At 69.0% G+C, this 12430-nt stretch carries 6 protein-coding genes; 2 read left to right on the top strand and 4 right to left on the bottom strand.

What is annotated here, in order from left to right:
• Positions 1-18 precede the first annotated feature (18 nt).
• Genes WCE39_RS05700 through WCE39_RS05685 form a run of 4 tightly spaced genes read right to left on the bottom strand, consistent with a single transcriptional unit; the run spans position 19 to position 5962 of the window.
• Complete coding sequence (locus tag WCE39_RS05700) at positions 19-1197, bottom strand: MFS transporter (protein ID WP_343275718.1); 1179 nt, start codon at positions 1195-1197, stop codon at positions 19-21.
• A 19-nt stretch (positions 1198-1216) separates the two neighbouring features.
• Positions 1217-3904 (bottom strand): methionine synthase, encoded by a 2688-nt coding sequence (gene metH / locus WCE39_RS05695; RefSeq protein WP_449283979.1) that lies wholly within the window; start codon positions 3902-3904, stop codon positions 1217-1219.
• 55 nt (positions 3905-3959) lie between these two features.
• Positions 3960-5003 (bottom strand): homocysteine S-methyltransferase family protein, encoded by a 1044-nt coding sequence (locus WCE39_RS05690; protein WP_343275969.1) that lies wholly within the window; start codon positions 5001-5003, stop codon positions 3960-3962.
• 29 nt (positions 5004-5032) lie between these two features.
• Positions 5033-5962, bottom strand: coding sequence for an ArsR/SmtB family transcription factor (locus WCE39_RS05685; RefSeq protein ID WP_343275716.1), 930 nt, complete (start codon positions 5960-5962; stop codon positions 5033-5035).
• Positions 5963-6126: 164 nt separating this feature from the next.
• Between WCE39_RS05685 and WCE39_RS05680 the strand changes: the two genes are divergently transcribed.
• The gene (locus WCE39_RS05680; RefSeq protein ID WP_449283978.1) at positions 6127-7299 is read left to right on the top strand and encodes an acyl-CoA dehydrogenase family protein; all 1173 of its coding nucleotides are present in this window, start codon (positions 6127-6129) and stop codon (positions 7297-7299) included.
• Between the two features lie 147 nt (positions 7300-7446).
• Entirely contained in the window at positions 7447-12348 is a 4902-nt protein-coding gene (locus WCE39_RS05675) for an NAD-glutamate dehydrogenase (RefSeq protein ID WP_343275714.1), read from the top strand.
• Positions 12349-12430 lie beyond the last annotated feature (82 nt).

The raw sequence follows: 12430 nt of genomic DNA, 5'->3' as shown, positions 1-12430 counted from the left end.
TTGGCAAGAGCTTTTGCTCTACCGGGCGCGCACCCGCCCGGGCACGACCCAGATCCAGGCGATGACGCAGCCGACCAGGGCGAAGCAGCCCGCGGCGAGGAAGGCAACGCGGCCGTCGCCGTAGGGCCAGAGCTGGCCGGCGATGAGGGCGCCCAGGACGCCGCCGAGGCCTGACGAGAATCCGTAGAACAGGCCCTGGGCGTGGCCGTTGAGGCGGCCGGGGAAGTGGCGTGCGAGCAGCTGCATCGCCGCCGCGAAGAAGGCCGCGAAGCTCAGCGCGTGCGTGGCCTGGGCGACCAGCATCACCGGCATGCTTTCCGGCCAGAGTGCGGTCGCCCACCAGCGCAGCACGGCGCTGGCCATCGAGCCCAGCAGCAGCCAGCTGGGGTCCCAGCGCCGGAACACGGCGGAAATGGTGAAGAACACCGCGACCTCGAACACCACGCCCACGGTCCACATCAGCCCCAGGGTGGAGGTCGCATAGCCGAGGCTGTCCATGTAGACGGAGAAGAAGGTGTAGTACGGGCCGAAGGACAGCTGTTCCAGGAAGCAGGCGACCAGGAAGGCCGCAACGCGAGGTTGGCGCACGATCTTCCAGAAGTCCGGACCCGCGCGTCCCCTCGGCCCGACGTGGCCGGCGTCCGAGTTCGCAAACGCGCTCACCGCCATCAGCACGAACAGGGGCAGCATCGCCCACGGCAGGATCGCTGCGCCGTAGTGTTCGATCAGCCAGCCGAAACTGGTGGTGACGATGATGAAGCCGATCGAGCCCCAGACCCGGATCGCGCCGTAGCGGTGGGCCTCGGCGCCAAGGTGGCCGAGCGTGATCGCCTCGAACTGCGGCATCACCGCGTTGTAGAAGAAGCAGAACGCGACCATTACCCCGAACAGCGTCCATTCCGGCTGTTGTGGCAGGAAGCAGGCGAAGCTTGCAGCCGTCAGCACGCTGCCGATACGCAGCCAGCGGATCGGGCGAGGCGAGGTGGCGGCAAGTGTTGCCCAGGCACTGGGCGCGAGGACGCGCGTCGCGTACCACAGGCTCATCATCACGCTGATGGTGGTGATGGACATGCCGCGCGACTGCAGGTGCATCGCCCAGTACGGCGTGAACGCACCCAGCGCCGCGTAATAGGTGAAATAGAAACTCGACAGCCGTACCGCCGGTACGGTCGCGGTCGTGCGTGGATCCGGGGTCATCGCGCTGCCGTGGGCCGGGTTATTCCGGATCGTAGTCGAGGTTGGAGGCCAGCCAGCGCTCGGCGTCGGCCAGGGGCACGCCACGGCGCCTGGCGTAGTCGGCCGCCTGGTCCTTGCCCACGCGCCCGACCACGAAATACTTGCTCCCGGGATGGCTGAAGTAATAGCCGGATACCGCGGCGGTCGGCAGCATCGCGAAGCCGTGGGTCAGCTCCATGCCGGCGTTGCCGGTGGCATCGAGCAGTGCGAACAGCTGTTCCTTGGGACTGTGGTCGGGGCAGGCCGGGTAGCCGGGTGCGGGCCGGATGCCGCGGTAGGCCTCGGCGATCAGGGCCTCGTTGTCCAGCGCTTCATCCGGCGCATAGCCCCAGAACTCCGAGCGCACGCGGCGGTGCAGGTGCTCGGCCAGGGCTTCGGCCAGGCGGTCGGCCAAGGCCTTGAGCAGGATGCCGCGGTAGTCGTCGTGGTCGGCGCGGAAGCGCTCCAGGTGCGGCTCGATGCCGATGCCGGCGGTGACCGCGAACATGCCCATCCAGTCGCGCAGGCCGGTGTCTTTGGGCGCGATGAAATCGGCCAGGCAGAAATCGGGGCGTTCGACGGGCTTGTCGACCTGTTGGCGGAGAAAGGGGACCATGGTCGCCTCGCCCGGGGCCAGCTCCAGCTCGACGTCATCGCCGATGCTGTTGGCGGGAAACAGGCCGAACACCGCCTTCGCGGTCAGCCACTTTTCGCGGATGATGGTGTCGAGCATTTCGCGGGCGTCGCGATACAGCTCGCTGGCGGCGGTGCCGACAACCTCGTCGGTCAGGATCGCCGGATAGCGGCCCGCAAGTTCCCAGGCCTGGAAAAAGGGCGTCCAGTCGATGGTGTCGACCAGGTCGGCGATCGGGTAGTCGTCGAACGCGGTGATGCCCGGCTTGGCCGGCTGCGGCGGGACATAGCCCCCCCAGCCACCATCGAAGCGCTGCGCGCGCGCCTTCTCCAGCGACACCAGCCGCTTGGCGTCGCCGCGGTTGCGGTGGCGCTGGCGGATCTCGGCGTAGTCGGCTTCGCTCGCTGCGACAAACGGCGCGCGCAGCTCCGGCGAGACCAGCGACTGCGCCACGCCCACCGCGCGCGAGGCGTCCTTGACCCAGATCGTGGGCGATTTGTAATGCGGGTCGATCTTGAGCGCGGTGTGCGCGCGCGACGTCGTGGCGCCACCGATCATCAGCGGGATGGTCAGGCCCTGGCGCTGCATCTCGCGCGCCACATGGCCCATCTCCTCGAGCGAGGGCGTGATCAGGCCGGACACGCCGATCATGTCCGCGTTTTCGGCGACCGCTGTATCGATGATCTTCTGCGCCGGGACCATCACCCCGAGATCGATCACCTCGAAGTTGTTGCACGCCAGCACCACGCCGACGATGTTCTTGCCGATGTCGTGGACGTCGCCCTTGACGGTCGCCATCACGATCCTGCCATTGTTCTTGCCGGTGTCGCCGGTGCGCAGCTTCTCGGCCTCGATGAAGGGCAGCAGGTGGGCCACGGCCTTCTTCATCACCCGCGCCGACTTCACCACCTGGGGCAGGAACATCTTGCCGGCGCCGAACAGGTCGCCGACCACGTTCATGCCGTCCATCAGCGGGCCCTCGATCACGTCCAGCGGGCGCGTCGACAGCAGCCGCGCCTCCTCGGTGTCCTCGACCACGTACTGGTCGAGGCCGTGCACCAGCGCATGGCTGAGGCGCGCGCGCACGTCCCGGTCCCGCCAGGAAAGATCCTCTTCCTGCTTGTTGCCCTTGCTGCCCTTGTAGCGCTCGGCCAATGCCAGCAGGCGCTCGGTGGAGTCGGGGCGGCGATTGAGCACGACGTCCTCGACGTGCTCGCGCAGCTCGGGATCGATGTCGTCGTAGATCGTCATCGCGCCGGCGTTGACGATGCCCATGTCCATGCCGGCCGCGATCGCGTGGTACAGGAACACCGAGTGGATCGCCTGGCGCACGGTTTCGTTGCCGCGGAACGCGAACGAGACGTTGGAGACGCCGCCGGAGACATGGCAGTGCGGCAGCGTCGCCCGGATGATGCGCGTGGCCTCGATGAAATCCACCGCGTAGTTGTTGTGTTCCTCCAGCCCGGTGGCGATCGCGAAGATGTTCGGGTCGAAGATGATGTCCTCGGGCGGGAACCCGACCTCGTCCACCAGGATCCGGTAAGCGCGGGTGCAGATCGCGACCTTGCGCTCGGTGGTATCGGCCTGGCCGTCCTCGTCGAAGGCCATGACCACGGCCGCGGCGCCATAGCGCAGCACCTTGCGCGCCTGCTCGACGAACTGCGCCTCGCCCTCCTTGAGCGAGATCGAGTTCACCACGCCCTTGCCCTGCAGGCACTTCAGCCCGGCCTCGATCACTTCCCACTTCGAGGAGTCGACCATCACCGGGATGCGCGCGATATCGGGCTCGGATGCGATGAGCGTCAGGAAGCGCGTCATCGCCTTGGCCGAGTCGATCAGCCCCTCGTCCATGTTGACGTCGAGGATCTGCGCGCCGCTCGCCACCTGCTGCCGCGCAACCTCGACCGCCTCCTCGAAGCGATCCTCCTTGATCAGCTTCTTGAACTTCGCGCTGCCGGTGACATTGGTGCGCTCGCCTACGTTGACGAACAGCAGCTCCGGCGTGATCACCAGCGGCTCCAGCCCCGAGAGCCGCGTGTACCTGGGCGTGCTCATCGCGATACCTCGCTGTTTTTTTGCCACGGATTCGCGCGGTTCAGGGCAAAAAGCCTCATGCCGCATCCTCCAGCAGCCCGGGCAACCGGCGCGGCGGGAGTCCCCGGACTGCTTCGGCGATGGCGCGGATGTGGTCGGGGGTGGTGCCGCAGCAGCCGCCGACGAGGTTCAACAGCCCGGAGCGCGCGAACTCTTCCAGGGTGGCGGCGGTCTCTTCCGGCGTCTCGTCGTATTCGGCGAAGGCGTTCGGCAGTCCGGCGTTGGGATGGGCGCTGACGAAGCAGTCCGCCACCCGTGCCAGGGTCTCGACGTGCGGGCGCAGGTCCTTTGCGCCCAGTGCGCAGTTCAGGCCCACCGCCAGCGGCCGCGAATGCGAGACCGAGATGTGGAAGGCCTCGGCGGTCTGGCCGGAGAGCGTGCGCCCCGAGGCGTCGGTGATGGTGCCGGAGACCATCACCGGCAGGCGCGCGCCGCGGGCGTCGAAGGCTTCCTCGATCGCAAACAGCGCGGCCTTGGCGTTGAGGGTATCGAAGATGGTCTCCACCATCAGCACGTCGGCGCCGCCGTCGATGAGCCCGTCGATGGCCACGCGATAGTCCTCGCGCAGGGCGTCGAAGCTGGTGTTGCGGAAACCGGGGTCGCTGACGTCCGGGCTGATCGAGGCCGTGCGGCTGGTCGGCCCGACCACGCCGATCACGAAGCGCGGCTTGCCGGGCGACGCAGCTTCCGCGGCGTCGCAGCAGGCGCGGGCCAGGCGCGCGCCCTCAAGGTTGAGCTCACGCACCAGGTGCGGCAGGCGGTAGTCGGCCTGGCTGACCGCGGTCGAGTTGAAGGTGTTGGTTTCGACCAGGTCCGCGCCGGCGTCCAGGTAGGCCGCGTGCACGCCGGCGATGATGTCCGGGCGGGTGAGGGTCAGCAGGTCGTTGTTGCCCTTCAGGTCATGGCCGGTCCCGTCGCCCGGGTGCAGGCTGTCGAAGCCTCCGGCGAAGCGTTCACCGCGGTAGCCGGCCTCTTCCAGCCGATGGCGCTGGATCATCGTGCCCATCGCGCCGTCGATGACGAGGATGCGTTCGGCCAGTGCGGCCTCGAGCAGGGCCATGCGCGCGGGATGGAGCCACGGACGCCCGCTCACGGCTTGCCCGCGATCAGGGAGACGACTTCGAAGTGCGGCGGGCGCTTCTCGCGGGTGACCGTTTCGGACGACTGCAGCGCCAGCCCCGCCTTGTCGACGAAGCGGCGCAGCTCCTTCTCGGTGAAGCCCAGGTTGATGTGTCCGAAGGCCTCGACGGCGGCACGATGGCCGTGGCGCGCCAGGCTGCTGAGCAGCAGGCGCCCGCCGGGGCGCAGCACGCGCGCCGCCTCGGCGACCGACAGCGCGGGCTTGGCCGCATAGGTCAGCGCGTGCATCAGCACCACCAGGTCGAAGCTGCCGTCGGCGAAGGGCAGGGCGTGCATGTCGGCCTCGCGCACCTCGACGTTGCGGTAGCGCTTCAGGCGCTCCTGCGCCGCGGCCACCACGCGCGGGCTGGCGTCGATGCAGACATAGCGCTGCGCGTGCGGCGCCAGCAGTTCGGCCAGGACGCCGTCGCCCGAGGCGATGTCCAGCACGTCGCCGGTCTCCAGCAGCGGCAGCGCGGAGCGCGCCATGGCTTCCCAGGTGCGCCCGGGCGAATAATGGCGCTCCATGTCACCGGCGACCGAATCGGCCCAGTTCTGGTCCGCGGCGCGCATCGCCAGCACGCCGGCCACGCGCTCGGCGTCCTGGCGCAGCAGCGGGTCGTCGCTGCCCTCGCGGAGGGTCTGCCACAGCGCGCGCTGGGCGGGATCAAGGCGGTCTTCGTCGAAGCGGTAATAGGCGGAGACGCCGGCGCGCCGGTCGCGTACCAGGCCGGCCTCCTTGAGGCGCGCCAGGTGGGTCGATACGCGGGGCTGGGCAAGGCGGGTGATGGCGGACAGCTCGGCAACCGTGAGCTCCTCGCCGTCCAGCAGCGCCAGCAGCCGCACCCGGGTCGCGTCGGCCAGCACCTTGAGGTGGCTCGACCAGGCTTCCAGATCCATATATATCTTCCCATCGCGATATAGCGATGCATTGTCCGACGTGATCCGGGCAGGGTCAAGCAGGTGCGGCATGCACGCCCGCCGCGCGGTCCATGAGCCCGACCCTCGAAGCGGCGCGGCAGGCAGGCTAGAATGGCGGTCTTGCCAACAGCTGCCGCGCGCATGTGCGGCACGACCAGGAGCCGCGCGTGGATTTCAGCTTTACCGAAGAGCAGTTGATGCTTCAGGACGTCGCCCGGCGCATCGCGCAGGAGAAGATCGCGCCGAGCGCCGAGCACCACGACCAGACCGGCGAGTTTCCGCTCGAAAACATCCGTTTGCTGGGCCAGAACGGACTGATGGGCATCGAGGTGCCGGAAGCCTACGGCGGCGCCGGCATGGATCCGGTCGCCTATGTGCTGGCCATGGTCGAGATTGCCGCGGCCGACGCCGCGCATTCCACCATCATGTCGGTCAACAATTCGCTGTTCTGCAACGGCATCCTGACCCACGGCACCGAGGCGCAGAAGCAGACGTACGTGCGCGCGATCGCCGAGGGCGAAGAGATCGGCGCGTTCGCGCTGACCGAGCCGCAGTCGGGCTCTGACGCCACCGCCATGCGCTGCCGCGCCGTGAAGCAGGCCGACGGCAGCTACGTGGTCAACGGCAAGAAGAGCTGGATCACCTCCGGCCCGGTGGCCAAGTACATCGTGCTGTTCGCGATGACCGATCCGGACAAGGGCGCACGCGGCATCACCGCCTTCATCATCGACACCGCCCGCGGCGGCTTCGGCCGTGGCAAGACCGAGCCCAAGCTCGGCATCCGCGCCTCGGCGACCTGCGAGATCGAGTTCAACGACTACGTGGTCCAGGCCGACGAGGTCCTGGGCGAGGACGGGCAGGGCTTCAAGATCGCGATGGGCGTGCTGGATGCCGGCCGCATCGGCATCGCCAGCCAGGCCATCGGCATCGCCCGCGCGGCCTATGAAGCGACGCTGGAGTACGTGAAGGAGCGCAAGGCCTTCGGCCAGCCGATCGGCGCGTTCCAGATGACCCAGGCCAAGATCGCCGACATGAAGTGCAAGCTCGACGCATCGCTGTTGCTGACGCTGCGCGCGGCGTGGGTGAAGGGCCAGGGCCAGCGCTTCAGCAACGAGGCCGCGATCGCCAAGCTCACCGCCTCCGAGGCCGCGATGTGGATCACCCACCAGGCGCTGCAGATCCACGGCGGCATGGGCTACTCGAAGGAAATGCCGATCGAGCGTTACTTCCGTGACGCCAAGATCACCGAGATCTACGAAGGCACCAGCGAGATCCAACGCCTGGTGATTGCCCGGAACGAGACCGGGCTGCGCTGACGCCACCAGGCCGAAGTACGTGCCGAAGAGCTGCCATTGCCCGCGTCCCGAGCCGGTTCCCCTGCCGGGCGCCGGACTGTCCGCGGTACCCCGATAACCCCCCGGCCCGCGCCTTGTGTGCGGGCCTCATTGCATCCGGATGACGACATGACTGTTCGCAAGAAGGCCCCCGCACGCTCCACGACCGCCGAGAACGCCAAGGCCCCCAGGGCCGGCAACGCCACCAGCACCGTCAGCGAACGCCGCGGCCAGGCGCGTGGCGGCAAGCTGCTCGACCCGGTCCTCGCCGCCGTGCGCAAGCGCGTTGGCAAGGCCGGCGGTGACGACGCCAGCGCGTTCGCGGCGGCCTTCTACGAGCGCATGGGCGATGACGAGATCGGCGTGCACGAGGCCGACGGCTGGGCCGCGCTGGCGGCCGATTTCCTCGCGTTCCTCGGCAAGCGCAAGCCGGGCACGGCCAGCATCCGCCTGTTCAACCCGACCCTGGCCACGCACGGCTGGGAGACGCAGCACACCGTGCTGCAGATCGCCAACGACGACATGCCCTTCCTCGTCGACTCGGTGACCATGGCGCTGGCCGAGCTCGGGGTTGGCGTGCACGTGCTGGGCCATCCGGTGGTGTCGCTCAGGCGCGACCGCGCCGGCAAGCTGCAGGGCGTGGGCGAGGGCTCGACCGAATCGCTGATGCACATGGAAATTGACCGCCAGTCGCCGGAAGGTTGCGCCCGCGTCGAGGCCGCCGTGCGCCGCGTGCTTGAGGACGTGCGCAGCATCGTCGGTGACTGGTCCGCGATGCGCGCGCGCATGGAGCAGGTGGCCGAAGGCCTGTCGGACGGGCCGCTGCCGGTGTCCGACGCCGAGCGCGCCGAGATCCAGGCGTTCCTGCGCTGGGCCGCGGACAACCATTTCACCTTCTTCGGCTATCGCGAGTACGAAGTGGTCCGCAAGGGCCGCGACGACGTGCTGCAGGCGATCGACGGCAGCGGGCTCGGCCTGCTGCGTGGCCGCGACGTCGGCAAGCCGCGCCTGCTGCGCACGGTGGGTGCGCAGCGCACCGACCGCACCGTCGAACCGCTGATCCTGACCAAGACCAACGCGCGCTCCACGATCCACCGCCCGGGCTACATGGACTACATCGGCGTGCTCGGCTTCGACCGGAGCGGCAGCAAGGCCGTCAGCGAAAAGCGCTTCCTCGGCCTGTACACGTCCAGCGCCTATAACCGCCGGCCCTGGGACATCCCGATCGTGCGCGACCGCCACGAGCAGGTCATGGGCGCGTCCGGCCTGGCCGACACCGGCCACAGCGGCAAGGCGCTCAAGCACATCCTCGAGACCCTCCCGCGCGACGAGCTCTTCCAGGCCTCCAGCGGTGAGCTGCAGCGGGTCGCCAGCGGCATCCTGGGCCTGCAGGAGCGCGTGCGCAGCCGCCTGTTCCTGCGCCGCGACCACTACGGCCGCTACTACTCCGTGCTCGCCTACGTGCCACGCGACCGCTACAACACCGAGGTACGCCTGCGCGTCGAGGCCATGCTCAAGGACGCGCTGGGCGCCGACCATGTCGATGCCAACGTCACCCTGGGCGAGTCGCCGCTGGCGCAGCTGCACATGCTGGTCCGCCCGCGCACCGGCGAGGCCATCGAGGTCGACGAGGCCGCGCTGCAGGCGCAGCTGGCGTCGATCGTGCGCAACTGGCAGGACGACCTGCGCGAGGCGCTGATCGGCGACCACGGCGAGGCCAAGGGCCTGGCGCTGGCGTCCGGCTGGGGCCGGGCGCTGCCTGCGCCCTATATCGAACGCGCGACCCCGGCGGTCGCCGCCGCCGACGTTGCCCAGCTCGACGCCCTGGCTGGTGCCGACGACCTGCGCCTGAGCCTGCGGCGCTCCGCGCTCCAACAACCGGGCGAGAGCGCGCTTCGGCTCAAGCTGTATCGCGCCGACCACGACGTGCCGCTGTCGGACGTGCTGCCGATGATGGAGAACATGGGCCTGCGCGTGATCGCCGAGCACCCGCACCGCCTGCTCGGCCCGGCCACCGGCGACGCCGGCCAGCGGGTCGTGTACATCCAGGACTTCGAGGTTGAAGTGGTCGGCGGCGCCGAGCCGAACCCGGCCGCGTTCGAAGAGGCCTTCGCGCGCATCTGGCACGGCGATGCCGAGAACGACGGCTTCAATCGCCTGGTCGCCGCCGCCGGCCTCGGCTGGCGCGAGGTGTCGATGCTGCGCGGCTACTGCAAGTACCTGCTGCAGCTGGGCGTGCCGTTCTCGCAAAGTTACGTCGAAGAAACCCTCGTCCGCTATCCGCTGCTCGCACGCGGCCTGGTGGAGCTGTTCCAGGCCCGCTTCGATCCGGCCGCCGACAAGGGCCGGCCGGCCGCCATGGCCGCGGCCAACGCCGCGATCAAGGGCATGCTGGAAGGCGTCGCCAGCCTTGACGACGACCGCATCCTGCGCGGCTTCGTGGGCGTGATCGAGGCCACGCTGCGCACCAACTACTACCAGTCCGGCGCCGACGGCGCGGCCAAGGACTACATCGCCTTCAAGTTCGACTCCGCGGCGGTGCCGGACCTGCCGAAGCCGCGCCCGTACCGCGAGATCTTCGTCTGCGGCCCGCACGTCGAGGGCACCCACCTGCGCTTCGGCCCGGTGGCGCGCGGCGGCCTGCGCTGGTCGGATCGCCGCGAGGATTTCCGCACCGAGGTTCTGGGCCTGGTCAAGGCGCAGATGGTGAAGAACACCGTGATCGTGCCGGTCGGCTCCAAGGGCGGCTTCATTGTCAAGCGCCCGCCGGTGGGCGGCGACCGCGACGCCGTGCAGGCCGAAGGCATCGCCTGCTACAGGCGCTTCATCAGCGGCCTGCTGGACGTCACCGACAACCTGTCCATCGACGGTGACATCCTGCCGCCGGCCGACGTGGTGCGCCACGACGATCCGGATCCGTACATGGTGGTGGCCGCCGACAAGGGCACCGCGACCTTCTCCGACATCGCCAACGGCATTTCCCGCGACTACGGCTACTGGCTCGACGATGCCTTCGCGTCGGGCGGCTCGGTGGGCTATGACCACAAGGGCATGGGCATCACCGCGCGCGGCGCATGGGAGTCGGTCAAGCGCCACTTCCGCGCGCTCGGCCACGACAGCCAGAAGCAGGACTTCACCGCGGTCGGCATCGGCGACATGTCCGGCGACGTGTTCGGCAACGGCATGCTGCTGTCGAAGCACATCCGTCTGGTCGCGGCGATGGACCACCGCCATATCTTCGTCGACCCGACCCCGGATTCGGCGACGTCGTACAAGGAGCGCCAGCGCCTGTTCAAGGTGCCGCGCTCGAGCTGGGACGACTACGACAAGTCGCTGATCAGCAAGGGCGGCGGCGTGTTCCCGCGCAGCGTCAAGTCGATCGCGGTCTCGCCGGAAATGCGCGAAGCGCTGGGCCTGGCGGAAGGCACCACGGCCATGACCCCGAACGAGCTGATGTCGGCGGTGCTGAAGGCGCCGGTCGACCTGCTGTGGAACGGTGGCATCGGGACCTACGTCAAGGGCGCGGGCGAGACCCACGCCGACGTCGGCGACCGCGGCAACAACGCCATCCGCGTCAACGGCGGCGAGCTGCGCTGCCGCATCGTGGGCGAGGGCGGCAACCTCGGCATGACCCAGCGCGGCCGCATCGAGGCCGCGCAGGCGGGCGTGCTGCTCAACACCGACTTCATCGACAATTCCGCGGGCGTGGACACCTCCGACCACGAGGTCAACATCAAGATCCTGCTCAACGCGCAGGTGCAGGCCGGCAAGCTGAAGATCGAAGAGCGCAACAAGCTGCTCAAGGCCATGACCGACGAGGTCGCCGGCCTGGTGCTCAATGACAACTACCGCCAGAACCAGGCGATCAGCCTGATGGAACGGATGAGCGTGCCGCGCCTGGGCTCCAAGCAGCACTTCATCCGCACCCTGGAGTCGCAGGGCCTGCTCGATCGCCAGATCGAATACCTGCCCAGCGACGCCGAGATCGCCGACCGCAAGGCGCGCAACCAGGGCCTCACCAGGCCGGAGCTGGCGGTGCTGCTGTCGTATTCGAAGCTGGTCGCATTCGAGCAGTTGCTCAATTCCGACATCCCCGAAGATCCGTACCTGTCGCGCGAGCTCCAGCGTTACTTCCCGCAGCCGCTGCAGGCGAAGTACGCCAAGGCGATGGAGCAGCACCGCCTGAAGCGCGAGATCATCGCCACCGCGGTCACCAACTCCACCATCAACCGGATGGGCGCGACCTTCCTGCTGCGCATGCAGGAAGACAGCGGGCGCACGCCGGCCGAGGTTGCCAAGGCCTACACGGTCACCCGCGAGACGCTCGAGGCGCGCTCGCTGTGGGCGCAGATCGACGCGCTGGACGGCAAGGTGCACGAGTCGGTGCAGATCGATGCCCTGCAGGTGATCTGGGCGCTGCAGCGCTCGTTCACCCGCTGGCTGCTGGCGCGGCCGGGTGCGCTGCCCACCATTACCAGCGCGGTCGACCGCTACCACGACGGCTTCCAGGCGATCCATGCCGGCGAGGACATCCTCACCGCCGCGCAGCGCCCGGCCTACGAGCAGTCGCTTGCCGACTGGCGCGCCAGGGGCGTTCCGGACACGCTTGGTGGCCAGCTCGCGGCGCTGCCCTACCTCGAGGCCAGCCCGGACATCATCGAGCTGGCGCGTGAGCGCAGGCGCAAGCCTGTGGACGTGGCACGCGTGCACTTCCGTCTGGCCGACGCGCTCAACCTGCCGTGGCTGTTCCAGCAGATCGATTCGCTGGTGGTCGACGGCCGCTGGCACGCAGTCGCCCACGGTGCGCTGCGCGACGAACTTGCCGCGCAGCACCGCGCCCTGGTCGCGCAGGTGCTGTCGATGCCGGGCCGCGACGCCGACGCCAAGGTCGCGCAGTGGATCGGTCGCGACGATGCGGCGCTGAAGTTCACGCTGGGCATGCTCGACGAGCTGGCCGCGCAGAAGACGCTCGACTATCCGACGGCATCGGTGGCGGTGCGCCGGCTGGGGCAGCTCGCCAGCGCCAGCTGAGCCAGGGCCCCTAGCCGGGCCCCGGCCTGCCTCCCTTTCCCGGGCAGTGGGTCAGGGGGAGGGGCGATCGGCCGGCCTGTCC

The organism is Luteimonas yanweni, assembly GCF_039548475.1.
In the GTDB taxonomy this organism is placed as follows: domain Bacteria; phylum Pseudomonadota; class Gammaproteobacteria; order Xanthomonadales; family Xanthomonadaceae; genus Luteimonas.
This window is presented reverse-complemented; position numbering and strand designations above follow the sequence as displayed.

Excerpts from the sequence above, each read along its gene's own strand:
- WCE39_RS05700 (WP_343275718.1), bottom strand. The coding sequence starts at position 1,197 with ATGACCCCGGATCCACGCACGACCGCGACCGTACCGGCGGTACGGCTG.
- metH (WP_449283979.1), bottom strand. The coding sequence starts at position 3,904 with ATGAGCACGCCCAGGTACACGCGGCTCTCGGGGCTGGAGCCGCTGGTG.
- WCE39_RS05690 (WP_343275969.1), bottom strand. The coding sequence starts at position 5,003 with ATGGCCCTGCTCGAGGCCGCACTGGCCGAACGCATCCTCGTCATCGAC.
- WCE39_RS05685 (WP_343275716.1), bottom strand. The coding sequence starts at position 5,962 with ATGGATCTGGAAGCCTGGTCGAGCCACCTCAAGGTGCTGGCCGACGCG.
- WCE39_RS05675 (WP_343275714.1), top strand. The coding sequence starts at position 7,447 with ATGACTGTTCGCAAGAAGGCCCCCGCACGCTCCACGACCGCCGAGAAC.